Raw genomic sequence first — 25,612 nt, forward strand, 5'->3', positions numbered from 1 at the left:
CAAGACTCAGATCGAACACTATCGCACGCGGGCGAGCCGGAGGGAATCGGAGCGGGCGCGGATTCGTCACCTGCGGGAAGAGAATTAGACTGGTGGCTGCAGCACCGAAGCCCGGCATCGGTCGGGGCCGTCCGGTCCCCCGCCCGGTCCCCGCTGAAATGACGAGTCCGAACGATACGAAGAGCATGCCTGATCCCAGCCAACTCACGCAGTTCCCGCGGCCCTCGGTCGCGGTCGACACCGCGGTCCTCTGCCCCGTGCCCGGCCGTGGCCTGCATGTTCTCATGACCCATCCAGGAGACGGGGTGTGGCAGCTGCCCGGGTCGATCCTGCGTCCGCAGGAACGCCTCGCCGAGGCGGTCGCCCGCTGTCTGCGCGAAAAGGCGCGGTTGGTCGACCGCGCCCCCGTCCAGTTGCACGTGTTCGACCAGCCCGACCGCGATGATCGCGGCTGGGTGATCTCCGTGGCTCACCTCGATGTTCTCTCCGCCTCCGATGTCGGACTCGCCGAGGAGGGCGATCCCACCGAGGCGGCCGTGCCGGATGCTCCGGTGCAGGGGACGGAATCGTCCCCCGCCGAGGAGGTCCTCCCCGAGGCGGCCGACTTTGATCCTACCGAATCGGATTCCGATCACCCGGACTCCCCCGTCCACCGGCGGAAGCTCGTGCCCGTCCACGATGTCGGCGAGCTCAGCGCCGAGCATCAGGAGATCGTGCGCGTGGCCGTGCACCGACTGCGGGCGTTCCACGAACGCACTCCGGATCCCTTCGGACTCTTGGAGAAGGAGTTCTCGCTGCGGCAGCTGCGCGAGCTCCACGAGATCGTCGCCGGGGAGAGCCTGCAGGCCGATACGTTCCGCCGCACCATGCTGCCGCTGCTCGATCCCACCGGGGAGGCCGTCAGCCAGGGGCGAGGTCGTCCCGCGCAGACGTTCACCCGGCGCTCGGCACTGGCACTGCGCGCCGACTCCCGGATACAGGACCCCGATGGTGCCGATGCCGGCACGCACACCACCGGCACGTATTCCCCGGATGGCCGTCGCTGATGACTGAGATCAACCGCGATGCCGGAAAGCACATGCGCGTCGACGTGTGGCTGTGGACGGCGCGGATGTTCAAGACCCGCAACCTCGCCACTCAGGCCTGCCGCGGCGGGCATGTGCAGGTCGACGGGCAACGCGTCAAGGCCGCGCAGAAGGTGAGCATCGGCCAAGAGGTGCGCGTGCGCAAGGCCGGGTCCGAGTTCATCTGGAAGATCACCGGATTCATCCCCACGAGGATGCAGGCCTCCATCGCCGTCCAGTGCTATGAGGACCTCACTCCCCCGCCCGATCCCGCGCTGCGCGGATTCGTGCCCAGGCGAGACAAAGGGCTGGGGCGTCCGACGAAGAAGGACCGCCGGGAGATGGAGAAGTTCCTCGGCGATATGGCCAAACCTCAGTCGCGCAACCGCCGCGACTGATCCGCCGACCGCTCACCGCAGAGCTTGATACAGCGACGGTAACTCGAGCGGTCAGTGAAATCTTCCAGTGCCTGAGCGCTCGGGCGCTCAGTACATGACGGTGGCGAAGGTGCCGACCTGCTCGAAGCCGACGCGGGCATACATGCGCAGCGCCGTCTCGTTGTAGTCATTGGCATACAGGCTCACCGTGGAATGGCCCTTGTCACGGGTGCGCTGGACGACAGCGGCCATGCCCGCTGCCCCGAGACCCTGATTGCGCACTGCGGGATGGACCCATACTCCTTGGACCTGGACGATGCGGCGAGCACGGATGCCGATATCGGCCTTGAACAGCACCTGTTCGTCCTGCTCTTCGGCCGGCCACCGCGGCACCGCACCTCCCTGGGGGAGGGTGGAGGAGATCCGGGCATAGCAGTTCTTGCCGCGGATGATCCCGCGCACCCGCGCCAGGTACCCGGCGGTGCCGTCCTCGATCGGTGAGAATCCGACCTCTTTGGTGAACATGTCCACACTGGCGGGAAATACCGCACCGAGGTCATCGAGGGTCACCCGGTGCACATGCTCATCGGGGGTGACCAGCGGATCCGAGCTGATGGCCAGCAGCGGCTGCCGTTCGCGCACTCCACGCGCTCGGCCCCAATTGAGCCGCTGCTGCAGGTCGAGGATGACGGACCGGCTGCCGATGAGTGAGCAGGACACGCGACCGTCGGCATTGAGTTTCCGGGCAAGCACCTCATTCGTCGCCGGGGTCGCCGCGACCGGGATGATATTGCCGCCCACCCAGTAGGCGGCGACGGGTCGGTCACCATCGAAGATTCCGTACAGGGTGCCTGCCGGGGATCCCAGACGGGCGGTGCCCGTGACTTCGAGCAGGGAGATGAGGTAGACGTTCTCGCAGGGGTTGCGCGCAAGCAGGTCCGTCAGCCACCGGGTGTGCTGATGTTCCAGTCGTGCGATCCTCAGCGCCATGTGCCCCTGAACTCTTTCTCAGCCGTCAGCATGGGCCAATGACTGGACCATGAAACTCTTCGTCCTCACAAGGTATCGCACCTAGCCGACGGTCACTTCAGGCGGCCCCGATGCAGCGCCCGATGGCTGCCCCGCGGCCTCCTCGGCGATGCGGTTTGCCTCATGGATGAGCGTCTCGACGATCTCGGATTCGGGCACGGTTCGGATGACCTCGCCCTTGACGAAGATCTGGCCCTTGCCGTTGCCGCTGGCCACGCCGAGGTCGGCGTCGCGGGCCTCACCGGGGCCGTTGACGACGCACCCCATGACAGCCACCCGCAGCGGCACCTCCATGCCTTCGAGTCCGGCGGTGACGCGCTCGGCCAGCGTGTACACGTCGACCTGGGCACGACCACAGGACGGGCAGGAGACGATTTCGAGCTTTCGGGGCCGCAGGTTGAGGGATTCGAGGATCTGGTTGCCGACCTTGACCTCCTCGGCGGGAGGCGCGGACAGGGAGACTCGGATGGTGTCTCCGATACCCTCGGCCAGCAGGTGTCCGAAGGCGGTGGCGGATTTGATCGTGCCCTGGAACGCGGGTCCCGCCTCGGTGACGCCGAGATGGAGCGGCCAATCGCCGCGCTCGGCGAGCAGCTCGTACGCGCGGACCATGATCACCGGGTCATGGTGTTTGACAGAGATCTTGAAGTCGTAGAATCCGTGCTCTTCGAACAGGGAGGCCTCCCACAGCGCGGATTCGACGAGCGCCTCGGGCGTGGCTTTGCCGTATTTCTCCATCAGCCGTTTGTCCAGGGAGCCGGCGTTGACGCCGATGCGGATGGACACGCCCGCCTCGGCGGCGGCCTTCGAGATCTCCTTGACCTGGTCGTCGAACTTGCGGATGTTGCCGGGGTTGACGCGCACTCCCGCACAGCCAGCGTCGATGGCGGCGAAGACGTATTTGGGTTGGAAGTGGATATCGGCGATGACGGGGATCTGGGATTTGCCGGCGATGATCGGCAGAGCCGCGGCATCATCGGCGGTCGGGCAGGCCACGCGCACGATATCGCAGCCGGCGGCGGTGAGTTCGGCGATCTGCTGCAGGGTCCCGTTGATGTCGGTCGTCTGCGTCGTCGTCATCGACTGCACGCTCACCGGGGAATCGGATCCGACCCCCACCTTTCCGACGTTGATCTGCCTCGTCTTCCTTCGCGGAGCGAGCACGGGAGGCGGCGGTGCGGGCATTCCGAGATTGACCGATGTCACGAAGGATCCCTTCAGTCAGGCTGGTGACCAGCCACAATGTCCGAGCCGGCGCCGATGCGGGACCCGGATTGTGCGAACCATCACTATTGTAGGACCTCCCACTGACACAGAACTGTCCGTCCGCAGGGCGTACCCCGGACAGTTAACCGGCGCGCCCCGGGCGGCCCCCCGCGCGACCTCGGCTCCACCCGCACCACGCCACGGCCCACTGGTCCCGATCCGGTGTCACCGGCTGACGGTAGTGTGAAGGTGACCTGACGTCTGCGCGAAGGAGCAGCCCTGTGAGCACACCCGGATTCGTCGAACCCGATGTCGAGGCGATGACTGCGGCTCTCGAGGCCGCAGCACAGAAGCTCGACGACCAGGGTGGATCTTTGGCATGGGGAATCTTTCGCCGAGGCGGCCCCGCCCGAACCGTGAACGGCGAGGTTCCGTACCGAATCGCTTCGATGACGAAGTCCTTCACCGCCGCAGCCACCGGGTTCCTCGCCGCCGACGGGCTCGATCTCGACGCTCCCTTTGGCACCCTGCTCCCCGAACTGGCCGATACGGCCATCGCCGACCGCACCTGCCGACAGGCCTTGACTATGAGTACCAGTTTCACCAAGGACGACCCGTGGGCGGACCGGATGGAGGCGATGACTCCAGCCGAGCTCACCGACTGGCTGCACCGCGGCGCCATCGCCTGCGCGCCCGTCGACACCGGCTATGAGTATTCGAACCTCGGCTATGCGCTTCTCGGCATGGTCGCCGAGGCGGTCACAGGCAGGGCGTTCACCGAACTCGTGTCCACGGAGATCTTCGATCCCCTGAAGCTCACGCGCACCGGTTTCGATCACACGGACTTCCCGGACCTGGCGACCGGGTTCCGCGTCGACCTCAACGGCGGCCTCCACCCGGCCGAACTCACCGGCCCAGGAGTCTTCTCCCCCATCGGCGGGGTCATCTCCACGGTGAACGACATCGGCACATGGATGGACGCGCATCTCGACGCCCTCGAACGCATGGACACCTGTGCACCCAGGTCCTGGTCGCGGATACTGACCGACAACCAGCAGCCACGACGGACCATGGAGATCCAGAAGAGCGACCACCATGCGGAGACACTCAGCTACGGATACGGTCTCGAGACTCGTCTGGACACACGTTTCGGCCGCATCGTCTGCCATTCCGGCGGCTATCCAGGATACGGCTCACATATGCGCTGGTTCCCCGATCTGGGGCTCAGCATCGTCGTGCTCGGCAATACGACCTACTATCCGGCGCAGCGCGTCGTCCAGGACGCGCTCGATCTCGGATGGGCGGCGGCCACGGGACGACAGGACACCCGGCTGGAACGTCAGGCCACCTCGGTGCCGGTGCCCCGTTATCCCGCCGCCCAACCCCAGATCGATGCCGTGATGGCCGCGGCGAACCTCGTCAACGAATTCGACGACACCGTCGCCGAGGCGATCTTCTCCATGAACATGGACCTCGACGAACCCCGCGAAGAGAGGCGGGAGCGCTTCGCCCGGTGGCGGGCGGAGAAGCAGATCGACCGTCCTCTCACCGAGGCGGACCTCGAGATGGTCTCCCCGTTGCGCGGAGTGGTCACAGTGCCGAGCACAGCAGATGAGACCGCCACGATCACGGTCGGCCTCAATCACCTCGGCGAGGCGCAGGCGATCACCCTCAGCTCCTGAACGGGTCCGCCACTGAACGGACTGATCACGCTCAACCGCAGATGGCTCATGCCTTCATTCCACGACGAAGTTACTCAGCCCTGCGAATTTGAGAATGAACGGTGCGATCGACATCAGGACGAGCAGTGAGGCGACCGTCCACAGCCAGATCATCTTCGCCCTGTGCCCGCGGACCCGCGTCCCCATAGCGAACAGCGGGCTGAGCAAGGGCAGCCCGTAGAAGAGCGGAGTCAGCACGAAGGCGAGCGCAAGGAATCCGATGAACGTCCATTCCGTTCGCGAGAAGAAACGCTCACGTGGCTTGGTCTCAGTATTCTCCACTCGCACCACCCTAGCTGAGATCGCCCACACTGCATGTCCGGTCTACTTGCCAGAGCCCAGCCAGACCTACCCACCGGAGTTGAAGATCGCGTCGAGGGTGATGGGTTTGACGAGGTCGACGTAGACGAGCAGCGCCGTCATGCACAGCATCAGTCCGATGCACACGTACGTCAGCGGCAGCAGCTTCGCGGTGTCGAAGGGGCCGACCAGTCCGCGGCCGCGCCACCGGTTGATGCGGCGGCGCGCACCTTCGTAGAGGCCCACGGCGATGTGTCCGCCGTCGAGGGGCAGCAGCGGGATCATGTTGAACGCGAAGAGGAAGATGTTGAGCGAGCCGAGCATGCCCAGTCCCATCTGCGCCTTGTCGACGACGTCGATCTGGTCGGTCGACACGATCTCGCCCGCGATGCGGCCAACACCGACCATGCCGACGAGTCCTTCGGCGTCGCGGTCCTTCGTGCCGACGGCCACCTCGCCGATGTCGACGAGTTTGACCGGCAGGGTGATGATCGCGTGGAAGACTCCGGAGACTTGGTCCCACACGGCGCCGCGGAATTCCTCGAGCGGCAGGGACTGACGTTCCTGGACGGGTCCGACGCCGAAGAATCCTTGGGTCTCGGTCTGCGGGGTTCCGTCCGGGTTGAGCACGGCCTTGCCTGTGTCGTCGACCTTCGGCCGTTCGGTGGCGATGATCGGCACGGTCACCGTTTGGGCCTGACCATCGCGGATGAAGTCGACCTCGACGCGTTCGCCTGCATGTTCCTTGATGACCGAGGACAGCTGATCCCAGTCCTTCGTCTCGACGCCGGCGATCGAGGTGATCTCGTCACCCGGTTCGATCCCAGCCTCCCACGCGGGGGTGAGCTGATCGTCGGGACGGCAGGTGTTCTGCTCCGAGGCGGGACGCTGCTGCGCTTCGGACGCGGGCACCGCACATTCGACGACGGTCTGGACGGTTGTCGTCGGAGTGACCACACCGATGCCCAGCAGCGAGATCCCCATGATGAGGATGCCCAGGACGAGGTTGACGAAGGGACCGGAGAACATGACGACGAGGCGTTTGGGCACGCTGAGCGCATAGAACGTCCGGTGCTCCTCCCCCGGCTCGATCTCCTGGTTCGAGAACTCCCGGGCATCGGCCATCGTGTCTTCGAACAGCCGCCCCTTCTGCTTCTTCCGGTCCCGGCGCAGCGGAGCGTCATCACCGTCATCCATCCCCTCGCCGAGGCGGCCCGACGTTTCGCTGCCCGTCGAGTCGAGTGCAGCGCCCGGTTCACCGAGGCGGCCCGACGTGCCGTCGACCCCGCCGTCGATCTCGCCGTCGGCGCCGGCGGCCGTGCCGCCCTTCTGCGCAGCGGCGGCGGTCTCATAGCGGGACTTCGTCGCCTCCTCGGGCGGATACATTCCCGGCATCGCGATGAACCCACCGAGGGGGAACGCTTTGATGCCGTACTCGGTCTCACCGCGGCGGAAGGAGAACAGGGTCGGCCCGAAGCCGACCATATAGTGCGTGACTTTCACCCCGAACTTCTTCGCCGGGGTGAGGTGGCCGAGTTCGTGCAGCGCAATCGAGATCGAGATGCCGATGAGGAACAGGATGATCCCGACGATGTAGAGCACAACTGTCATCGGCGGCCCCCGTTCTGTTCGGCGACGTCGGCGCGCGCGAAGTCTCTGGCCCAGGCGTCGGCGGCCAGCACGGTCTCTACTGTGTGTTCGGCCGCCGGTTCGTGGGCGGCCAGTGCTCGGGCGAGACCTTTGTCGATTCCGGTGAAGGCGATGTCTCCGGCGATGAATGCGGCGACGAGTTCCTCATTGGCGGCGTTGAGCACGGCCGGGTAGCTGCGGCCTTTCTTGCCGGCGTCGATGGCCAGACCGAGAGCGGGAAAGGCGAGATGGTTGACCGGTTCGAACGACCAGTGCATGGGCTGGCCCCAATTGTGCGGAACGGCCCCCGAGGCCAGTCGCTTCGTCGTACCATCGTCCTGGGTGCCCAGCGCATAGGAGATCGGCAGGCGCATATCCGGTGGGGAGATCTGCGCGATCGTCGAGGCATCGGTGAACTCGACCATCGAATGGATCTGCGACTGCGGATGCACGACGACTTCGATGTGGTCGAAGTCGATGTCGAAGAGCAGGTGGGCTTCGATGACTTCGAGGCCCTTGTTGACCAGGGTCGCAGAGTTGATGGTGATCATCGACCCCATCGACCAGGTGGGATGGTTGAGCGCCTGGGCGGGGGTGACTCGACGCAGGGCATCACGGGTCATGCCCCGGAAGGGACCGCCCGACGCGGTGATGATGAGCTTGCTGACTTCACCGTGCGTGCCGGCACGCAGCGCCTGGGCGATGGCGGAGTGCTCACTGTCAACCGGCACCAGCCGGGCCCCGGAGGCACGAGCTGCGTCGAGGACGATGGACCCGCCGATGATGAGGGATTCCTTGTTCGCCAGGGCCACGTCCGTGCCGCGTTCGAGGGCGGCCAGGGTCGCGCCGAGACCGGCGGCACCGGTGATCGCGTTGAGGACCATATCGGCGGCCAAGCCCGCGACCGCCTCGGCGGCGTCGTCCCCGAGGTGGATGGCTTCGACGGGATCGGCGGTCCCCCGCTGGGCAGCCAGCTCGGTCAGTCGCGCACGCACCTCGGCCTCGCCTCCGGCGGGTGGGGTCGTGAGCCCGATGACGGGGACGTGGAAATCGAGGGCCTGCTCGAGCAGAAGGTCGAGCTGTGACCCGGCGGCCAAGCCGATGATCGCGTGCTCGTCCCGGTGTTCGGCGAGGACATCAAGGGCCTGGGTGCCGACCGAACCGGTTGAGCCGACTACAATGAAACCACGTTTACTCACGCCAACCGATGATGCCAAAGTTCTCTGGGAAATGACTCGACACGGACTCGTGTGTCGCCTAGCGGGGCCTGGTCATCTGTAGTGCTTCGGGACACCGATCTTCCACCGGGTTCCGGTAAAAGAAGTGAATGAAGACAATCAATGGCGAAAGAGATGGATATGAGCAAGACGCTGAGCCCCGACGACATTCTTGGACTGGATTCGGTCTTCGAACCCGATGACCTCGAATTCGCATCGATCGTGAAGAAATGGCTGGACGAGAACGTCCGGGAGAAGATCGGCGACTATTTCCTCGACGCCACCATCCCCGCCCGAGAACTGGCCGAAGGACTCGGCGAGCTCGGTCTGCTGGGCATGCACCTCGACGGCTACGGCTGCGGCGGATCGACGGCGACTCAGTACGGACTGGCCTGCCGCGAACTCGAAGCCGTCGATTCCGGTCTGCGCTCCCTCGTCTCCGTGCAGGGTTCGCTGGCGATGTTCGCCATCCACCACTGGGGGTCGGAAGCACAGAAGGAAGAATGGCTGCCGAAGATGGCCGCCGGAAAGGCCATCGGCTGCTTCGGTCTGACCGAACCCGATGTCGGCTCCGACCCGTCGGGGATGAAGACGACCGCGAAGAAGGACGGATCCGACTGGATCCTCAACGGCGCGAAGATGTGGATCACGAACTCCCCGGTCTCCGATGTCATGGTCGTGTGGGCCAAGACCGAAGAGGTCGACGACAAGGGCAAGAACGTCGTCCGCGGCTTCGTCGTCCCCTCGAACACCGAGGGTGTGCAGACCCCGGAGATCCACCGCAAGATCTCGCTGCGTGCGTCGATCACCGGTGAGATCGTCCTCGACAACGTCCGCCTGCCCGAGGATGCGATGCTGCCGAAGGCCAAGGGACTCAAGGGCCCCCTGTCCTGCCTGTCCGAGGCCCGCTACGGCATCGTCTTCGGTGTCACCGGCGCAGCCCGAGACGCGCTGCTCTCCGCACTGGAGTACACCGGCACCCGTGTCCAGTTCGATCGCCCGCTGGCATCGTTCCAGATCACTCAGCAGAAGCTGGCGAAGGCCTTCGGCCAGTACTCGCAGATCACTCTGCTCGCCGCTCACCTGGGCAAGCTCAAGGACTCCGAGAAAGGTGTCCGTCCGGAGCAGATCAGCCTGGGCAAGATGGTCAACGTCGATACCGCGATGAACGTGTGCCGTGACCTGCGCGCCCTGTTCGGCGGGTCGGGCATCACGAGCGAGTACCCGCCGCTGCGTCACGCGGTCAATCTCGAGACCGTGGTCACCTACGAAGGCACGCACGAGGTGCACCAGCTGACCCTGGGTCGGACGATGACCGGAATCAACGCCTTCGCGAACTGAACCAGTGCGCAGGGCACCCGCCCTCCGCTGAACACAGTCAGCGCCCGCCGATCCTGCTGAGGTTCGGCGGGCGTTTCGCGTCTTCATAGACAATAGACATGTCAGCTTGTCTAGAATCACGACCGAATACATCGGAGTTTCCTGATGCGTGAAATACGGTTCTTCTTGGACTGGGGTCCGAAATACCCGTTGTGGGAAAGCGGCACGGACAAATACGTCGTGGAGCCGTGGGATCTTGGTCTGTCATCAGAGCTTGGCGAAGCACTGCGCAGTTACACACAATTCTGGAATGAGCACTTCATTGAAATCGGCGACGACTACGGTTGGGACACCAGCGAAAACGAAACTGCCTTCGACGCCGAGGGCGACCGTCTGATCCGTTGGCTTCAGGACGAGGTCAACGATATAGCGATCGTTCTCGACGAGCGCTGACAGGGACTCCCTGCTCACTTTAGTGAAGAGGTGACACAGTCAGTCGGTACGCAGCCGGACGTTGTCAGTTTCCACGACTCAGTTCGAGCACGACCGTCTGGACATCCTCGCCGAGGTGGCTCCGGGCTTCCAGCCCTCGCTCGGCTGCGTGCCCGGTGGCCTCTGCAACCTGACCTCGCCCGAGTTCGATGAGCAGCACACCATCCGGGGCCAGCCAGTCCAACGACTCCGTGATGAGTCGGCGGACGAGGTCGAGTCCGTCGGAGCCGCCGAAGAGCGCGCTGCTCGGTTCGAAGTCGAGGGCCTCATGCGGCAGAAAATCGGCTGCCGTTTCAGGAACGTACGGCGGCACGGCCGCGATGACAGAGATTGATCGCCGCAGTGTGTCGGGCAGTCCGTGCAGGCAGTCGAGGGCATGCCCCGTCACGGTGGTGCCGGACTCATTTGCCTGTTCGGACCCGCCTGCCTGCGTAGACTCCCCCGCGTGCGCTGAGTCCCCCGACTGGATGCAGCGTTCGACATTCTCCACCGCACACCGCACGGCCTCCGCCTGAGCATCGCCGACGTGGATCTCCACCCCCGGCACCGTGCCCGCCACCGCCGAGGCGACCGGCCCGACCCCGCAGAATGCTTCGAGCACAACGAGTCGTGCTTTCGCGACGCCAGCGTCTGCCTCTGTGCCGTTCCGTCGTGAGTCCGTCTCCGCCCTGTGCCCTCGCGAGTCCGTCATACGTCGGGCCGCGGACACCGTATGCGCGGCGAGCAGAGCCGTTCGCTGCCGTGGTACGAACACTCCCGGCCGGACACTCAAACGCATTCCGGAGAAGTCGACCCAGCCGACGATCTGCTCGAGGGGTTCACCGGCCACTCGTCGTGCAACGAGCTCATCGAGTTTCGGCGCAGAGCCAGCTGCAGACTCCAGCAGGATCGCCGCCTCGTCCTCGGCGAAGACACAGCCGGCCGCGCGCAGAGCAGACACCGTCTCAGCCGAACGCGGATCAGCAGTCCGCGGGTCCGCAGAAGCCGGAACGTCGACACCAGCATCGGCGTCGAAGCCCCCGGATTTCCCAGCACCCCCAGAAGTCCGGGGCTCAGGAGGCAGAGAGTACCTCGGTGCGGTACCAGTCGAGGCTCGTACCCGCCTCAAGATCACCGTCATCGGTGAGCACCAGGGTGCGCTGCGGGTCGAACGGCACTACTGCGGCGAATTCGACGCGGGAGTCGCGCATCGCCTGGTCGAGGTTCGCGGTCTCGGAGCCGATCGTCACGCCGACGCCTTCGAAACGCGAACGGGTGACCCGAACAGAGGCACGCCCCGGCTCGATCGGTTCGGCTGCGATGGCGTGGAGAACCACTAAGTCTGAAGCAGAGTCAGACGCAGCCCCTGATCGCAGATCCACAACGAGCCCGATCCGGGCGGCAGCCAACACACCGAGCGCCCGCGCCAACGGCGGGACATCCTCGGCGAAGGTGAGCCGGGCACCGGATTCGGGAACCACGCCCATGGCGCGGAGCACTCCGGCGAGCTTCGAACTGCGGTCGAGCACCTCGGCGCGGTCGAGCTCGACTGGAACGGACAGGGCCTTGACCAGGCGGGGATCCGTGACTTCCCGGCCGTCGACGAGAGGTTTCTCCGGAGCGGGTCCGGTCAGCACGATGTCTTCGGCCTTGCCCATCGCGATCGGAAAGTCGAGGAGTTCGTACACCGGGTTGAGCGTGCCGGGATCGGTCGCGGTCGGGACCGCGAAGTAGTGGAAATCAGTCAACGGAGGCCATCACTTCGACGACGCGGTCGATGAACGCATCGACCTGGTCCTCGTTGTACGCCTTCTTGCCTTTTGCGGTCTTGAACAGCACGCGGCGGACTTGGTCGACACTCATCGCCACGCCCTGCGTGAAGTACGAGTTGACCTTGTCGCACATGTCGTCGACCTGGGTGATGTCGTAACCGATGACTCCGGGAGGAGGATTGTCGAAGCGCTCACCGGGCTCACGGACCAGGCGTCCCCGCAGGGACGCGGCCACACGGGTGAGCTCGGAGACCCAGGCGTCCTGACCGGACTGCGCGATCAGGCGGTCGCGGGCCTGCTTGGCGAATGCGTCCTCGAGACGGTCGAGCGCGGCGTCGACGACGGCGACGTGATAGCCCTTGCGGACGAGGTCGAATCCGACCGTGCGCACCGCCCGGGAGTCGAGGTCGCCGGGCTGCGGCGTCGGCCGTTCGAAGGACTCACGTGCACGCTTGAAGAAGCTGTCGACCTGCTTGGGGTCGTATCCGTTCTTCCAACCGGACATTCGAGGGAAAGTCGTGTCCGCCATGTCTCCTCCAGAAGCAAGTGGCTGTGGTGTTTCCACCATAATAGATGGAAGCCGCAGCAATTGCGTTGCCGCGGTCCGCAGTTGCCGAACGGGCGTCGATCAGTCGGCTGCGGCGAGCTGTCCGCAGGCGCCGTCGATATCGGATCCGCGGGTGTCGCGGATCGTCGTCGGAATGCCCTGATCGATGAGGCGGCGGACGAATTCGTCGGCGACCTCCGGTTCCGAGGCCGTCCACACCGAGCCCGGGGTCGGGTTGAGCGGGATCGGGTTGACATGGACCCAGCCGCGTCCGCGGGCGTTGAGCTTCTTGGCCAGCAGTTCCGCACGCCACGCGTGGTCGTTCATGTCCTTGATGAGCGCGTATTCAATGCTCACCCGGCGTCCGGTCACCTGGTAGTAGTTATAGGCGGCGTCGATGGCCTCGTCGGCCTTCCACCGCGTGTTGACCGGGATCATCTCATCGCGCAGTTCGTCATCGGGTGCGTGGAGGCTGAGGGCGAACGTGACGGGGATGTCTTCGGCGGCGAGTTTGTTGATGCCGGGCACGAGTCCGACCGTGGAGATCGTGATCCGCCTGGCCGACATGCCCAGTCCTTCGGGGCTCGGTCCGACGAACCGGCGCACCGCGTTCATCACTCGCTTGTAGTTGGCCAGGGGTTCGCCCATGCCCATGAAGACGATGTTCGAGACCCGTTCGGGGCCATTCGCCGAGGCGGCCGTGGCCTCCCCGTCGAATGCGGCTTCTCCCGCCGCTTCGTCATCATCGGCTTCCGCGCCGAGCGCGGTCTCTCCGGCACCGGGCATATCCGACTTCGGGGCTTCGGCGAGTTCGCCGGCGGCGATGACCTGGTTGGCGCGCACGACCTGTTCGACGATTTCGGCCGTGGACATGTTCCTGGTCAGGCCCTGCTGGCCGGTGGCGCAGAACGGGCAGTTCATTCCACAGCCGCACTGGCTGGACACGCACAGGGTGACCCTGTTGCGGTAGCGCATGAGCACGGACTCGACGAGAGCTCCGTCGAAGAGGCGCCACAGGAACTTGATGGTGTCGCCGTTCTCGGTGCGCAGGCGGCGCACTTCGGTGAGCAGGTGCGGAAAGAACCGTTCCTGGATCTCTGCCCGCTTGTCCTTGGGCAGGTCCGTCATCGCCTCGGTGTCGGTGACATAGTGGCTGAAGTAGTGGGTGGAGATCTGCTTGGCCCGGAAAGCGGGCAGTCCCATCTCCTTGACCGCGTCGATGCGTTCGTCCATCGTCATATCGGCCAGATGCTGAGGCGGCTGCTTGACCCGTGCGGACTTGAAGTTGAGAAGGGGACGGCCATCGCGCATCGGGGTCTTCGATGTCGTGCCGTCGGCATGTTCGACGACGGGCCTGGTCTGCCTTCTGCCTGCTTGAGAACTCACACCGCCATTGTCTCATGTTCGCTGCACAGCTGTCGTGTGTGAGCCGCCACGTCGGGCAGGTGCGAACCGGACAGGGTCAGAGGCAGCCGGGTAACCGAGTCGGCGGGCCGGTCAGAGGTAGCCGGGCAGGACCGAGAAGAGCACGAGCGCGACGGGAGCGGTCGGCAGGATCGAGTCGAGTCGATCCATGACACCGCCGTGGCCGGGCAGCAGGGTGCCCATGTCCTTGAGTTCGAGGTCGCGCTTGATCATCGATTCGCTGAAGTCGCCGAGAGTGGCGAAAGCGGGGATGACGGCACCGATGACCAGACCGGTCCAGAACGGAGCATCGACGACGGTGACGGCGAGGACCGTTGCGACCACGGCGGCGAAGACGGTCGAGCCGAGGTAGCCTTCCCAGGACTTCTTCGGAGAGATCCGCGGGGCGATGGGATGCTTGCCCCACAGCACGCCGAAGACGTAGCCGCCGGTGTCGGAGGCGACGACCGCGGCGAGGAAGATGATGACGTAGAAGTTGCCGTCCGGCTGGGTGAGGATGTAGACGATGAAGCAGGCCATGAGGCCGACATAGGTGAGAGCGAAGAGGGAGAGCGAGACGTCTTTGACTGCGTTCTTCCGGCGCTCGACCATCGTGAAGAGCATGACTGCTCCGGCGCTGGCGGCGAAGGTCACCCAGAGCGCTTCGCGGCCCCCGATGAACGTGGCCACGACCATACAGGCCGCCGACACCATGGTGGGCACGCGGGAGACGAGGGAGCCGGAACGTGACAGAGCGTTCGCCAGCTCCCACATTGCGGCGACGATGCCGACGAGGACGATGAAGAGGAACGAGATCGGCAGGAAGATCAGGGACGCGAGCACCACGCCGCCGATGAGCAGTCCCATGCCGATCGCGGCCGGCAGGTTGCGTCCGGCTCGACCGTAATCCTTCTGTTCAGGTTCGGAATCGGTCGCAGCCGCCTCGGCGGTCGGATTCGATTCCGGGTCGTCAGGCGAATACGGCTTGTCCGAGTTGCGCAGGTCTCGACGTTTCGGGAAAGGGGTCTCAACCCGCGCGGCCTCGCCTGACGGATCCGGCTCCCCGAGGGGAGCCGGATCTGTCGCGGGGCTGTCGGACCCTGTCACGGCGATCATCAGACCTCGAGCAGCTCAGCTTCCTTCTGCGCAAGCAGCTTGTCGACGTTTTCCACCTTGCTCTTCGTCAGATCGTCGAGCTCGGAGATGCTGCGAGTGACCTCGTCCTCGCCGGCTTCGCCGTCCTTCTTGATGCGTTCGAGCGTCTCCTTGGCGTGACGACGGATGTTGCGGATGGAGACCTTGCCGTCTTCGGCCTTGCCCTTGACGATCTTGACGTATTCCTTGCGGCGTTCCTCGGTGAGGTCCGGGAGGACGACACGAATGACGTTGCCGTCGTTGGCGGGGTTCGCGCCGATGTCGGAGTTGCGCAGAGCGTTCTCGATATCGGTCAGCGTGCCCTTGTCGTAGGGGGTCACGAGAATCGTGCGTGCCTCGGGCGTCTGGAACGAGGCGAGCTGCTGCAGCGGTGTCGGAGCGCCGTAGTAGTCGATCTCGATATCGGCGAACAGTGCGGGGTTGGCACGGCCGGTGCGGATCGACGCGAAGTCCTCCTGCGTGAATTCGACGGCCTTGTCCATCTTCTCTCTGGCTTCGGCCAGTGTCTCTTCAATCACGGTTGCCTCTTTCCCTCTTCTTAAAGCTTTGGGTTCATTCTATGGGTCATCACTGAAAAATGCCGCACCGAATCATCGCAGGGGTGTTCTCACCTGCGTGGATGCCAGGCGGCCGACCGCCTCGGTGGAGACGGTCCCACGCTGTGAGGACCCTCCCGCGTTCAGCGTCAGGCCACCTCGGTGGGGTGGGTCTCAGTGGACGACCGTGCCGATCTTCTCACCGATGATGGCTTTGCGCAGGTTGCCCTCGCCTTCCATTCCGAAGACGTGCATCGGCAGCTTGTTGTCCATGCACAGGCTGAAAGCGGTCGCGTCGACGACCTTGAGGCCGCGCTGCAGGGCGTCTTGGTAGCTGATCTCGGAGATCTTCTCGGCCTTCGGGTCGACCTTGGGGTCGGCGGTGTAGACGCCGTCGACGCCGTTCTTGGCGATGAGGACCTCATCGGCATGCACTTCGAGTGCTCGCTGGGCGGCGACGGTGTCGGTGGAGAAGTACGGGAGTCCGGCGCCGGCGCCGAAGATGACGACGCGGTTCTTCTCCATGTGCCGCATGGCGCGGCGGGGAATATACGATTCGGCGACCTGTGACATGGGGATCGCGGTCTGCACGCGGGTGTCGACACCCGTCTGTTCGAGGAAGTCCTGCAGTGCCAGGCAATTCATCACGGTGCCGAGCATGCCCATGTAGTCGGCACGGGTGCGGTCCATGCCGCGCTGCGAGAGCTCGGCTCCGCGGAAGAAGTTGCCGCCGCCGACGACGATACTGACCTCGACGTCCTCGGTGGTGGGGGCGACCTCGCGGGCGACTGCGGCCACGACGTCGGGATCGACGCCGATCTTGCCGCCGCCGAAGACCTCGCCGGAGAGCTTGAGCAGGACGCGGCGCCGATGGGTGCGCACCGCGCGGCTGGCGTAGCTGGATTCGTGAACAGGGGTGCTTGTCATGGAGTCCTTCTTCCGTGCGGGCAGGTCTGTACCCAGTGGGATCGTCACTGTGATCGGGCGTCTGGGTCAGTTTAGCGAAGAACGGGGCCGGACCGATTGGTCCGACCCCGCTCCTCGGGTGAGTTCTCACTCACTCGATGAACCTGGGAAGCAGAGATCTGTCTGCTTCACGGTCAGTGGTGAATCAGGCTCCGACGCGGTAGCGCAGGAAGCCGGTGGCCTTGACGCCGGCAGCCTCGAGCACCTTGGCCACGGACTGCTTGGGATCCTTGGCGAATCCCTGGTCGAGCAGGCAGTTCTCCTTGAAGAAGCCGTTGACGCGGCCCTCGATGATCTTCGGCAGAGCCTGTTCGGGCTTGCCTTCGTTCTTCGCGGTGTCTTCGGCGATGCGACGCTCGTTCTCGACGAGGTCGGCGGGAACGTCTTCACGGGAGAAGTACTTCGGGGCCATAGCGGCGATGTGCACGGCGACATCGTGGGCCACGGTCTCGTCGTCACCTTCGAATGCCAGCAGCACGCCGACCTGCGGGGGCAGGTCCTTGTTGGTGCGGTGCAGGTAGGAGGCGATCTTGGCGCCTTCGACACGGCCCACGCGACGCAGTTCGACCTTCTCGCCCAGCGAGGCACCGGATTCGGTGATGAACTGGGAGACGGGCTTGCCGTCGGTCTCAGCGGCGAGGAGTGCCTCGGCCGAATCGGCCTTGTTGGCCACGGCCAGCTCGAGGACCTCTTCGGAGAGCTTGACGAACGGTTCGGACTTCGCGACGAAGTCGGTTTCCGAGTTGAGCTCGATCATGGTGCCGACTCCGCCTTCGACGGAGGTCGCGACCAGACCGTCGGAGGTCGAGCGACCTTCGCGCTTGGTGGCGCCCTTGAGGCCCTTGATGCGCAGGGCCTCCATGGCCTTCGTCTGGTCGCCGTCGGACTCGTCGAGAGCCTTCTTGACGTCCATCATTCCGGCGCCGGTCTTCTCGCGCAGTGCCTTGATATCAGCGGCAGTGTAGTTTGCCATTCCTTCTCCTCAGGATGGTGGAGTTAAACGAAATCAGGACTCGGTCGACTCGGTGGAGTCGGCGGCTTCAGCGGCCGGAGCAGCTTCAGCGGTATCGGCGTCAGCCGCGGGCGCAGCGTCGGCCGCAGGGGCAGCCTCAGCGGCAGGAGCGGCTTCTTCGGCCGGGGCAGCAGCCTCGGTGCCGTTCTCTTCGGTCTTGCCTTCGAGGAGCTCACGCTCCCACTCGGGCATGGGCTCGACGGCGGAGACGTTCTTCTCACCGCTGGCGTCGTCCGAGGAGTGGCGGGCGATGAGGCCCTCGGCCACGGCGTCGGCGACCACGCGGGTCAGCAGCGAGACGGAGCGGATGGCGTCGTCGTTGCCCGGGATCGGGTAGTTGACGTCGTCCGGGTCGCAGTTGGTGTCGAGGATGCCGATGACCGGGATGCCCAGCTTCTTGGCTTCGTCGACCGCGAGGTGTTCCTTCTTGGTGTCGACGATCCAGACGGCCGACGGGGTGCGCTGCATGTCGCGGATGCCGCCGAGGGTCTTCTCGAGCTTGTCCTTCTCGCGACGCAGGATGAGCAGTTCCTTCTTGGTGTGGGAGGAACCTGCAACGTCGTCGAAGTCGATCTCTTCGAGTTCCTTGAGGCGGCGCAGACGCATCGAGATGGTCTGGAAGTTCGTGAGCATACCGCCGAGCCAACGCTGGTTGACGTAGGGCTGACCCACGCGCTGAGCCTGCTCAGCGATGGATTCCTGGGCCTGCTTCTTGGTGCCGACGAAGAGGATCGAGCCGCCGTGGGCCACAGTCTCCTTGACGAATTCGAAGGCGTTGTCGATGTAGCCCAGCGACTTCTGCAGGTCGATGATGTAGATGCCGTTGCGCTCGGTGAAGATGAAGCGCTTCATCTTCGGGTTCCAACGACGGGTCTGGTGTCCAAAGTGAACGCCGCTGTCGAGCAGCTGGCGGATGGTGACGACGGCCATGCCGACGCCCTCCTTTCTGTGCACCCTCAGGGTGCTTTTACGTCACGCGCGCGTCGATCGTCCTCAAAACGAACCCTGAAAGGTCCGCATCGATTCGATCGACGGGATGCGTCGATGACATTTTCGGTTGATTCCTGGTACCCGGTTCGTCCGCCCCACAGGCACACCTGACGGCTGCCTGCACCATGGGAAGGAGAAGAATTCGGATACGCGTAGTCAGAAGACACGCTTCTGCTGGGCCCAAGTCTATCCCGGTTGGGCAAGTCATTTCCAATCGAGATCGATCCCCCGCCGAGGCGGCCCACCGGCCCGTATCGTCGCATCGACTCGTGCGTCGGCCGGTGTGGATCGATGGGTGTGGGCGAGCGCCGGAACGCAGGGTCCCGTCGGGCGTGGGGAGCCGGATCGCCGTCGATTCGTTGCACTCGACCATCGCTTCCTGTGGACGGATGCCTCACTCGAGCGTCGTTGACTTGTGGATGGAGGCGGCTCGTCCACAGGGGTGATACTCACGGGTGACACGACCGTGCACTAGGGGTTTGCATGCTCCCATGACTCTCTTTGCGCGCGACCGCCTCCGCCTGCTGTTCCACTTCCGAGCGAGACGCTCAAGCCTGGGCTCACCGCAGTCACTGCTCCTTGCCGTGATCATCGCAGCGGCACTTGTACTCACGACCACTCCCCCAACGGCGAGCGCCGCCTCCGGGGCTGCGTCGACACGGACACAGGTCAGCCTTCAGAGGAGCGCACCGACGAACTGGGTCACCCCAGTGCCGGCGATGGAGATCATCGAAGCCTTTGATCCTCCGGACAAGCCGTGGCTCAAGGGGCATCGCGGAATCGACGTGCTCGCTGTCGTTGGCGAACCGCTGCGGGCACCGACGGAAGGGACGATCCGCTTTGCCGGCACGGTGGCGGGGACTGCGACCGTCAGCATCCTCACCGAGTCCGATCATGTGCTCACGTTCCAACCGGCCGCGACGTCGTTGAAGAAGGGTGAGGGATTTGCCGCCGGCGAGAAGATCGGCACGGTGGGCAGCGGTGGCCACTGTCAGCGTTCGTGCCTGCATATAGGAGCATGGCCGGCCGCGAGCGATCAGAGGTACGTCGATCCGGGCAAGTTCTTCGGCCAGGAGCAGTCGGCGCTTCTGCCTCTGTCACGGAAGCCCGCGAAGGAACCGAAAGGCGGCGGAGATTCGGCCACCTCCGGTGCCGGAGCGTGGGGCGGTCACAGCAATGGGCAGATTCCCGCCTCGGCGATGTGCCAGTTGGAGTCGGCCCCCGGGCAGATGCTGCGCTGCGATGCTCAAGCGGCTTTCGATCGGCTCTCGTCGGCGTTCGAGGCTCGGTTCGGCGCCCCGATCTCGGTCACCGATGCTTACCGGGACTACGCCACGCAGGTGATCCTCAAACGGCGAAAGGGGCGGATGGCGGCGACACCGGGAACGTCGAATCACGGGTGGGCGCTGGCCGTCGACCTCGGCAGCGGGATCAATTCCTTCGGCACCGCGCAGCATCAGTGGATGCGGGCGAATGCGCCGAAGTTCGGGTGGATTCATCCCGGTTGGGCACGGCAGACAGGGTCCCTGCCCGAGCCCTGGCACTGGGAATTCCGGAAGTAGGAGGCCTCGGCCAGGCCGACGCTTCCGCCATGACTCTGCCGGCCAAGTCCGTCTCTGTGAGTCTCAGGCTCGCGGGTGTGCTCGCCGGTAGGTGTCCTGCAGACGCTGCATGGATACCTGAGTGTAGATCTGGGTGCTGCTCATCGTGGAGTGGCCGAGCAGCTCTTGGATCTGACGCAGGTCGGCACCGCGGTCGAGCATGTGTGTGGCCGCAGAGTGTCGCAGTCCGTGTGGTCCGATGTCTGGCGCGCTGGGGTCGCCGGAGCCGTAGCGGTGAACGAGTTCGCGCACCTGCCTGGCGCCGATGCGTCCTCCACGAACGCCGAGGAACAGTGCGTCGCCGCTGTGGGGACCGGTGAACAGTTCGCGGGCGGCGAGCCAGTCGTCGAGGGCTCTGCGTGCCGGGGTCCCGAACGGGACGCGACGTTCTTTGTTGCCCTTGCCGAGCACGGTGATCATCGATGCGCGGTGATCGATATCGCTGCGGTCGAGTCCGGTCAGCTCCGAGACGCGCACCGCAGTGGCGTAGAGCATTTCCAGGATTGCGGCATCGCGGATGCGTTTGGCCGCATCGAGTGGATCGTTCTTGCCGTGCTGTGCGGAATCACCCCTCGTGGAGTCGTCTGCCGCCGGGTCGCTCGTCGAGGAGTCGTCTGCCATCAAGCCACTCGTATCCATGCCGTTGTCGGCGATTCCCCCTTTCCGTCTCCGCCCCACGCCGGTGACTCCGGTTCGGTGCTTCTCAGCTGCGGAGATGAGGTCGGCGGCCTGCTGAGGTTTGAGCACCGTGGGCAGGCGGGAGTCCTTCTTCGGAGTCCGCAGCCGCGCGGCCGGGTTGTTCGGCAGTCCCAGATTGCTCACACCGTAGGCGAAGAAGGAGCGCACAGCAGCGATCTTGCGAGCCACCGTCGATTTCGCGGCACCGGCATCGTCGAGGGCGATGAGCCAGGACCGCAGATCATCGAGTTCGACGGTTTCAATGTCGATGCGTGCGCCAGATGCCGTCGCGAGGTGCCCTTCTCCGCTCCCCCGTCGGAGCTTCGTCGAATGCACAGCGTGTTCGAGGAAGTCAGTGACGTCGGAGACGTAGGCTCGAGCAGTGTGTTCGGAGACGTCACGAGACCGCAGATGGCCGGCATAGCCGGACACCACCTCGGCGACGGTCGATGATGTGCTCACGTCCCCAGGATACGCGGCGCCGAAGGACGCCGCCGTTTTCCGTCGGCCATCAGGCGTCAGGCGTCGGCCGTCAGGCCTCAGCTGAGGATGAACGGCAGCCGGTCGCCTATGTCGTCGCCGAGGACCGTTCGGTGCGCCGCGTTCGGTGGTCGTCGTCCCGTGCCGATGAGCAGCGCTTCGGCATCGGTCAGTTCCGCGGGGATCGTCAACCCGATAGCGTCCTCGAACGTCGTCCGGCTTCGAGCGACGCAGCCTGTCGGCGGAGTCGGCGCATCCGGCAGGTGTGCGATGAGGTCGAAGTGGTGAAGGGTCCACTCGAGGACATACGCGTTGAGGAAGTCTCCGATCGTGAGCACCATGTGCTGGGTCTCCACCCGTCGTTCGGGATCGGCGAGCCGAGCGGCCCGGTCGGCGGCTGTGCCCACATCGTCGAGGTGGAACTTCAGCAGCTGCGGATCCTCGTAGGCTGCGGCCAGTCGCGGGATGAACGCGTCGAGGGGATCATCCCCGGTCGGCGGTGAGTCCGTGACAGTCCAGTAGCTCGCTGCGTCGTGGGTCGGTGCGCCCTCGCTCGGTGTCACGAGGGTGATGAGGACGTCCTGGGCATCGATGATGAGGTGGCACACGAGGTCTTGGACGCGCCACCCGGCACAGCCGGAGGCTCGTTCGAAGTCGCCGTCGGGCAGTTCGGCGATGGTTCTCAGCAATGCCGTCCAGCCCTGAGAGAAATGGTCGGCGGGAGAGTCTGTGCTCACGTTCTCAGGGTACGCGGCCTCCGCGGCGGACTAACGGTCGTCGCCGGCATCAGGGGCGCGGTCTGCGCAGCTTCACCCAACCGGTGTCACGGCGTGCGGCCAATCCGGCCAGGTCGAGCGCGGTGAGAGAGTTGAGCGCATCCGCGATCGTCAGCCCTGCCCGGGAGGCGATGGTGCCGACATCGAGCGGCTTCGACACGGTCAGCGCATTCAGACAGATCTTCTCCCTCTCGTCGAGCCCTTCGCGGGGATCGAGAGACGGCGGGCGTTCTCCACTCCCCGAGGCAGCACTGAGCACGGCCGTGTCGAAGAGTGCCGGGGTGTCATCGTCCATGAGCGCGATGACATCGTCACTGCAGGTGACGAGTTCCGCTTCGTGCTCGCGCAGGAGTTTGTGTGCTCCGGTCGAGGACGCCGAGTACACGGATCCGGGGAAGGCCGCTACCTGCCGGGAGAGTTCGAGAGCATGCCGGGCGGTGTTGAGCGCCCCGCTGCGCCACCCGGCTTCGACGATGACGCTCACCTGCGACGAGGCGGCGATGAGTCGGTTGCGCAGCAGGAACCGGTGGCGCATCGGCGTCATTCCGGGTGCAGTCTCGGACACGATGGCACCGGTGGCGAGGATCTGTTCGAACAGGTCGGCGTTCGCTGCCGGATAGAAGCGGTCGACTCCCCCGGCCATGAATGCCACGGTCGGTGCTTCTCGGGCGATGGCGGCACGGTGGGCGGCAGCGTCGATGCCGAACGCACCGCCGGATACGACGGTGATTCCGCGAGCGGCAAGATCCCACGCAAGGTCAGAGGCGCATTTGGTTCCGTAGTTGCTGGCTGCTCTGGCCCCGACCACGGCAACGGCACGAGTCAGTGCGGCACTGAGGGAAGCTGCTCCTCTCACCCATAGGCCCAGCGGTGCTTCAGGGCCGAGGTCGTCGAGCATTCGGGGCCACTCATCGTCATCGGGAATGACCAGTCGGCCGCCGATTCTCGCGATCTTGTCCAGATCGCTCCCGACCGCGTCGGTTTCCCCGGCTCGAACCGCCCACCGGTCGATGGCCGCTGGCATCTGACCGTGTTCGGCCGCCTCGGTGCCGGTGTCGGCCAGACCGTGGACGACATCGTGAGCGGTGGTCTCACCGCGACCGACGGCCGTGATGATCGCCAGCGCGGCGACCGGGCCGATTCCGTCGACGAGCCGTTTGAGCAGTCCGTCGCCGGGCTCGCCGATGCGCAGCAGTGAGGCGATGGCCATGCGTACGTCCTCATGTGTGTTCACGGTCATGACTCCTGTGTCCTCAGGGCGAGCGCCATTCTCATCGTGTCGGGATCGGGACCCTGCTTTCCCGCCAGGTCGGCCAGAGTGGTTGCGACACGCAGCACCCTGTCATAGCCGCGCATGGTGATCCGGCCGGTGTCGAGTGCCCGGTCCAGGTCCGTCAGGTCTGTCGGTGTGAGTGCGAAATGTTCGCGCAGCCAGGTTCCGGGCGCTTCGGCGTTGAGCCTCCAGTCGCATTCGGCGAAGCGTTCCGACTGTCGCTTCCGTGCGTCGAGTACGCGGGCGGCCACCGTGGTGCTGGTCTCCTGGTCCCCGCCGAGCCGAATGTCGGCGGGAGAGACCGGGAAGAGCTCTAGCTGCAGGTCGACGCGGTCGAGCAGCGGTCCGGAGAGCCGATTGCGATAGCGGCGTTTGTCCAGAGGGGTGCACCGACAATCCCCGCCGGCACCGGCCATCCCGACTCCGCAGGGGCAGGGGTTTGCGGCCATGATGAGCTGGAAGGATGCCGGAAGCACCATCGATCCCCACGCACGGTGGATGTGAACGCGACGGGATTCCATCGGCTGTCGCAGGGCTTCGAGCACATCGCGTGAGAATTCGGGTGCCTCATCCATGAACAGCACCCCTCGGTGGGCGCGGCTGAGGACTCCGACCGTTCCGGGGCGGCGTCCGCCGATGAGCGCCGAGGCGGTGCTGCGGTGATGAGGTGCCTCGAACGGTGGGCGGTGATCGAGTCCGTCGCTGCCGTCGAGTTCTCCGCGCAGGGAACGGACCGTGGCGACTTCGACGGCTTCGTCGTCGTTCAGCGGCGGCAGGATTCCGGGCAGGCATTGGGCCAGCAGGGTCTTGCCCGCTCCGGGTGTGCCGCGCATGAGCAGGTTGTGACCCCCTGCTGCGGCGACCTCGAGTCCGAAGCGCCCTTCGGCCTGGCCTTGGACTTCGCTGAGGTCGTGGAGTTCCGGGGTGACCGGGACGGGCCGATCCATCTCGAGGACCGCCGGCAGTGCCGGTACGGCCATCGATCCTCCGTAGGCATTGACCACTTCGGCCAGCGAGGCGACCGGGAGGACTCGTGCCTGTCCGATGAGTCCCGCTTCATCGGCATTGCCGATGGGGACGACGAATCGGTCGAACCCGGCTTGCAGCGCTGTGTGCAGGGACGGCAGCACCCCGGTGACGGGACGGATTCTGCCGTCGAGCCCGATCTCGCCGCAGTGGATGACGCTGCCGGTGTCGTCGTTGGTGATCAGCGAGAGTGCTCGGAGCACGGCGACGGCGATGCCGAGGTCGAATCCGGTGCCGATCTTCGGCACGGTTCCCGGGGTGAGGTTGATCGTCAGGTGTTCTGTGGCGACGGGTTTGCCGAGGTAGGACAGGGCCGCACGAAGCCGTTTCCGTGATTCGCTCACCGAGGCATCCGGCAATCCGACGATGTCGATTCCCGGCAGACCGGCGCTCACGCTGGCTTCGATCGACACGATCTTCCCGGTCAGTCCCCACAGAGCCACGGCGGAGGCCCGCCCGATGATGTGCGCCGAGGATGTCGGTTCGACGTCGTCGGCCTCGGCCGGCGCGACCAGCTCCGGCGGATCGACCGGCTCTGGCGGTTCGACCGGATCGCCCGGCGGTTCCTCCCGTCCCAGGGTCTCATCGTTCACGAGTCGACCTGGATGTTCGGGCAGTGGAAGTACTGGACGCGCGGTTCCATGATGATCCCGAGTGCGTCGATGCGCGTTGAGGGAAAATATTCGTCCTGTCCGCTCAGCCAGATCCCCGCAAGTGTGCGGATGCGGGCCAGTTTGGTTCGGGTCACGGCTTCCAGCGGTGAGCCCAGCATGGCGGTGCGACGCGTCTTGACCTCGACGAAGACCGCAGTGTGACCGTCGCGGGCGATGATGTCGAGCTCACCACGGGGGCACCGGAAGTTGCGTTCGAGAACGACGAGTCCAGCGTCTTCGAGGAACGCAGCAGCGAGGTCCTCTCCCCTGCTCCCGAGCGCCTGCTTGCGAAGGCCCTTCACGGTCCGCGTGCTCTTCGACGCTCGTGTCCGACCGGGTGTTGGTATTCGTCCCATACCGGTCAGATGACCATGCCGGCAATACTTCAGGGAAGAGCAGAAAAAGGGTC

The 25,612-nt window shown here is 65.2% G+C and carries 25 protein-coding genes; 6 read left to right on the top strand and 19 right to left on the bottom strand.

Annotated elements, in window-relative coordinates; genetic code table 11:
* Positions 1-92 precede the first annotated feature (92 nt).
* Complete coding sequence (locus AC3CD9_RS08515) at positions 93-1,046, top strand: NUDIX hydrolase (protein ID WP_488367229.1); 954 nt, start codon at positions 93-95, stop codon at positions 1,044-1,046.
* Entirely contained in the window at positions 1,046-1,462 is a 417-nt protein-coding gene (locus AC3CD9_RS08520; RefSeq protein WP_488367230.1) for an RNA-binding S4 domain-containing protein, read from the top strand. The genes AC3CD9_RS08515 and AC3CD9_RS08520 overlap by 1 nt, the downstream gene beginning before the upstream one ends.
* An 87-nt stretch (positions 1,463-1,549) precedes the next feature.
* On the opposite strand, the gene AC3CD9_RS08525 is transcribed toward AC3CD9_RS08520, so the two are convergent.
* On the bottom strand, positions 1,550-2,431 hold the full coding sequence (locus tag AC3CD9_RS08525; RefSeq protein ID WP_139908433.1) for a GNAT family N-acetyltransferase: 882 nt from the start codon (positions 2,429-2,431) through the stop codon (positions 1,550-1,552).
* 81 nt (positions 2,432-2,512) lie between these two features.
* On the bottom strand, positions 2,513-3,676 hold the full coding sequence (ispG, locus tag AC3CD9_RS08530) for a flavodoxin-dependent (E)-4-hydroxy-3-methylbut-2-enyl-diphosphate synthase (protein WP_488367231.1): 1,164 nt from the start codon (positions 3,674-3,676) through the stop codon (positions 2,513-2,515).
* Between the two features lie 281 nt (positions 3,677-3,957).
* Here ispG and AC3CD9_RS08535 point away from each other — a divergent pair, with 281 nt between their 5' ends.
* On the top strand, positions 3,958-5,358 hold the full coding sequence (locus AC3CD9_RS08535) for a serine hydrolase domain-containing protein (protein ID WP_488367232.1): 1,401 nt from the start codon (positions 3,958-3,960) through the stop codon (positions 5,356-5,358).
* A gap of 54 nt (positions 5,359-5,412) precedes the next feature.
* Here the strand turns inward: AC3CD9_RS08535 and AC3CD9_RS08540 are convergent, their stop codons facing one another.
* From AC3CD9_RS08540 to dxr, 3 genes are all read right to left on the bottom strand, one after another.
* The gene (locus AC3CD9_RS08540) at positions 5,413-5,679 is read right to left on the bottom strand and encodes a hypothetical protein (RefSeq protein WP_488367233.1); all 267 of its coding nucleotides are present in this window, start codon (positions 5,677-5,679) and stop codon (positions 5,413-5,415) included.
* 66 nt (positions 5,680-5,745) lie between these two features.
* Positions 5,746-7,308, bottom strand: a complete 1,563-nt coding sequence (locus AC3CD9_RS08545; protein WP_488367234.1) for a M50 family metallopeptidase — start codon at positions 7,306-7,308, stop codon at positions 5,746-5,748.
* Positions 7,305-8,525, bottom strand: a complete 1,221-nt coding sequence (gene dxr, locus AC3CD9_RS08550) for a 1-deoxy-D-xylulose-5-phosphate reductoisomerase (protein WP_488367235.1) — start codon at positions 8,523-8,525, stop codon at positions 7,305-7,307. Before dxr ends, AC3CD9_RS08545 begins: the two co-directional genes overlap by 4 nt.
* 159 nt (positions 8,526-8,684) lie before the next feature.
* Between dxr and AC3CD9_RS08555 the strand changes: the two genes are divergently transcribed.
* Complete coding sequence (locus AC3CD9_RS08555) at positions 8,685-9,884, top strand: acyl-CoA dehydrogenase family protein (RefSeq protein WP_488367237.1); 1,200 nt, start codon at positions 8,685-8,687, stop codon at positions 9,882-9,884.
* Between the two features lie 144 nt (positions 9,885-10,028).
* Complete coding sequence (locus tag AC3CD9_RS08560) at positions 10,029-10,316, top strand: hypothetical protein (protein WP_488367238.1); 288 nt, start codon at positions 10,029-10,031, stop codon at positions 10,314-10,316.
* Positions 10,317-10,380: 64 nt separating this feature from the next.
* On the opposite strand, the gene AC3CD9_RS08565 is transcribed toward AC3CD9_RS08560, so the two are convergent.
* The 9 genes from AC3CD9_RS08565 to rpsB form a co-directional block, all read right to left on the bottom strand.
* Positions 10,381-11,295: a class I SAM-dependent methyltransferase gene (locus tag AC3CD9_RS08565; protein WP_488367239.1), complete on the bottom strand. Its 915-nt coding sequence runs from the start codon at positions 11,293-11,295 to the stop codon at positions 10,381-10,383.
* 112 nt (positions 11,296-11,407) lie between these two features.
* Positions 11,408-12,082 (bottom strand): hypothetical protein, encoded by a 675-nt coding sequence (locus AC3CD9_RS08570; protein WP_488367240.1) that lies wholly within the window; start codon positions 12,080-12,082, stop codon positions 11,408-11,410.
* Positions 12,075-12,635, bottom strand: a complete 561-nt coding sequence (locus AC3CD9_RS08575) for a DivIVA domain-containing protein (RefSeq protein WP_025777300.1) — start codon at positions 12,633-12,635, stop codon at positions 12,075-12,077. The genes AC3CD9_RS08570 and AC3CD9_RS08575 overlap by 8 nt, the downstream gene beginning before the upstream one ends.
* A gap of 99 nt (positions 12,636-12,734) precedes the next feature.
* Positions 12,735-13,964 carry a 23S rRNA (adenine(2503)-C(2))-methyltransferase RlmN gene (gene rlmN, locus AC3CD9_RS08580; RefSeq protein WP_488367528.1) on the bottom strand — a complete coding sequence of 410 codons (1,230 nt, stop codon included), beginning with the start codon at positions 13,962-13,964 and terminating at the stop codon, positions 12,735-12,737.
* Positions 13,965-14,150: 186 nt separating this feature from the next.
* Positions 14,151-15,173 carry a phosphatidate cytidylyltransferase gene (locus AC3CD9_RS08585; protein ID WP_488367241.1) on the bottom strand — a complete coding sequence of 341 codons (1,023 nt, stop codon included), beginning with the start codon at positions 15,171-15,173 and terminating at the stop codon, positions 14,151-14,153.
* Positions 15,173-15,730 carry a ribosome recycling factor gene (gene frr, locus AC3CD9_RS08590; RefSeq protein ID WP_101544639.1) on the bottom strand — a complete coding sequence of 186 codons (558 nt, stop codon included), beginning with the start codon at positions 15,728-15,730 and terminating at the stop codon, positions 15,173-15,175. The genes AC3CD9_RS08585 and frr overlap by 1 nt, the downstream gene beginning before the upstream one ends.
* Before the next feature lie 192 nt (positions 15,731-15,922).
* Entirely contained in the window at positions 15,923-16,675 is a 753-nt protein-coding gene (gene pyrH, locus AC3CD9_RS08595) for a UMP kinase (protein ID WP_488367242.1), read from the bottom strand.
* Between the two features lie 184 nt (positions 16,676-16,859).
* Positions 16,860-17,687, bottom strand: a complete 828-nt coding sequence (gene tsf, locus AC3CD9_RS08600; RefSeq protein WP_488367243.1) for a translation elongation factor Ts — start codon at positions 17,685-17,687, stop codon at positions 16,860-16,862.
* 33 nt (positions 17,688-17,720) lie between these two features.
* Complete coding sequence (gene rpsB / locus AC3CD9_RS08605) at positions 17,721-18,656, bottom strand: 30S ribosomal protein S2 (RefSeq protein ID WP_488367244.1); 936 nt, start codon at positions 18,654-18,656, stop codon at positions 17,721-17,723.
* 551 nt (positions 18,657-19,207) lie between these two features.
* Here rpsB and AC3CD9_RS08610 point away from each other — a divergent pair.
* The gene (locus AC3CD9_RS08610) at positions 19,208-20,278 is read left to right on the top strand and encodes a D-alanyl-D-alanine carboxypeptidase family protein (protein ID WP_488367245.1); all 1,071 of its coding nucleotides are present in this window, start codon (positions 19,208-19,210) and stop codon (positions 20,276-20,278) included.
* Between the two features lie 63 nt (positions 20,279-20,341).
* Here the strand turns inward: AC3CD9_RS08610 and AC3CD9_RS08615 are convergent, their stop codons facing one another.
* The 5 genes from AC3CD9_RS08615 to AC3CD9_RS08635 form a co-directional block, all read right to left on the bottom strand.
* Positions 20,342-21,457, bottom strand: coding sequence for a tyrosine recombinase XerC (locus AC3CD9_RS08615; RefSeq protein WP_488367246.1), 1,116 nt, complete (start codon positions 21,455-21,457; stop codon positions 20,342-20,344).
* A gap of 77 nt (positions 21,458-21,534) precedes the next feature.
* A complete protein-coding gene (locus AC3CD9_RS08620; protein WP_488367247.1) occupies positions 21,535-22,212 on the bottom strand; it encodes a maleylpyruvate isomerase N-terminal domain-containing protein in 678 nt (225 codons plus the stop codon).
* 49 nt (positions 22,213-22,261) lie between these two features.
* The gene (gene dprA, locus AC3CD9_RS08625) at positions 22,262-23,491 is read right to left on the bottom strand and encodes a DNA-processing protein DprA (protein WP_488367248.1); all 1,230 of its coding nucleotides are present in this window, start codon (positions 23,489-23,491) and stop codon (positions 22,262-22,264) included.
* The gene (locus AC3CD9_RS08630) at positions 23,488-25,065 is read right to left on the bottom strand and encodes a YifB family Mg chelatase-like AAA ATPase (protein ID WP_488367530.1); all 1,578 of its coding nucleotides are present in this window, start codon (positions 25,063-25,065) and stop codon (positions 23,488-23,490) included. The genes dprA and AC3CD9_RS08630 overlap by 4 nt, the downstream gene beginning before the upstream one ends.
* Before the next feature lie 74 nt (positions 25,066-25,139).
* Positions 25,140-25,505: a YraN family protein gene (locus AC3CD9_RS08635; protein ID WP_488367249.1), complete on the bottom strand. Its 366-nt coding sequence runs from the start codon at positions 25,503-25,505 to the stop codon at positions 25,140-25,142.
* Positions 25,506-25,612: the final 107 nt, after the last annotated feature.

The sequence above is a fragment of the Brevibacterium sp. MGP-B1 genome (assembly GCF_057766545.1).

What these genes read in the sequence shown, in the direction of transcription:
- AC3CD9_RS08525 (WP_139908433.1), bottom strand. Translation starts at nt 2,431, where the DNA reads ATGGCGCTGAGGATCGCACGACTGGAACATCAGCACACCCGGTGGCTG.
- pyrH (WP_488367242.1), bottom strand. Translation starts at nt 16,675, where the DNA reads ATGACAAGCACCCCTGTTCACGAATCCAGCTACGCCAGCCGCGCGGTG.
- tsf (WP_488367243.1), bottom strand. Translation starts at nt 17,687, where the DNA reads ATGGCAAACTACACTGCCGCTGATATCAAGGCACTGCGCGAGAAGACC.
- AC3CD9_RS08545 (WP_488367234.1), bottom strand. Translation starts at nt 7,308, where the DNA reads ATGACAGTTGTGCTCTACATCGTCGGGATCATCCTGTTCCTCATCGGC.
- AC3CD9_RS08585 (WP_488367241.1), bottom strand. Translation starts at nt 15,173, where the DNA reads ATGATCGCCGTGACAGGGTCCGACAGCCCCGCGACAGATCCGGCTCCC.
- rlmN (WP_488367528.1), bottom strand. Translation starts at nt 13,964, where the DNA reads ATGCGCGATGGCCGTCCCCTTCTCAACTTCAAGTCCGCACGGGTCAAG.
- dprA (WP_488367248.1), bottom strand. Translation starts at nt 23,491, where the DNA reads ATGACCGTGAACACACATGAGGACGTACGCATGGCCATCGCCTCACTG.
- AC3CD9_RS08560 (WP_488367238.1), top strand. Translation starts at nt 10,029, where the DNA reads ATGCGTGAAATACGGTTCTTCTTGGACTGGGGTCCGAAATACCCGTTG.
- AC3CD9_RS08520 (WP_488367230.1), top strand. Translation starts at nt 1,046, where the DNA reads ATGACTGAGATCAACCGCGATGCCGGAAAGCACATGCGCGTCGACGTG.
- AC3CD9_RS08610 (WP_488367245.1), top strand. Translation starts at nt 19,208, where the DNA reads ATGACTCTCTTTGCGCGCGACCGCCTCCGCCTGCTGTTCCACTTCCGA.
- AC3CD9_RS08555 (WP_488367237.1), top strand. Translation starts at nt 8,685, where the DNA reads ATGAGCAAGACGCTGAGCCCCGACGACATTCTTGGACTGGATTCGGTC.
- rpsB (WP_488367244.1), bottom strand. Translation starts at nt 18,656, where the DNA reads ATGGCCGTCGTCACCATCCGCCAGCTGCTCGACAGCGGCGTTCACTTT.
- AC3CD9_RS08575 (WP_025777300.1), bottom strand. Translation starts at nt 12,635, where the DNA reads ATGGCGGACACGACTTTCCCTCGAATGTCCGGTTGGAAGAACGGATAC.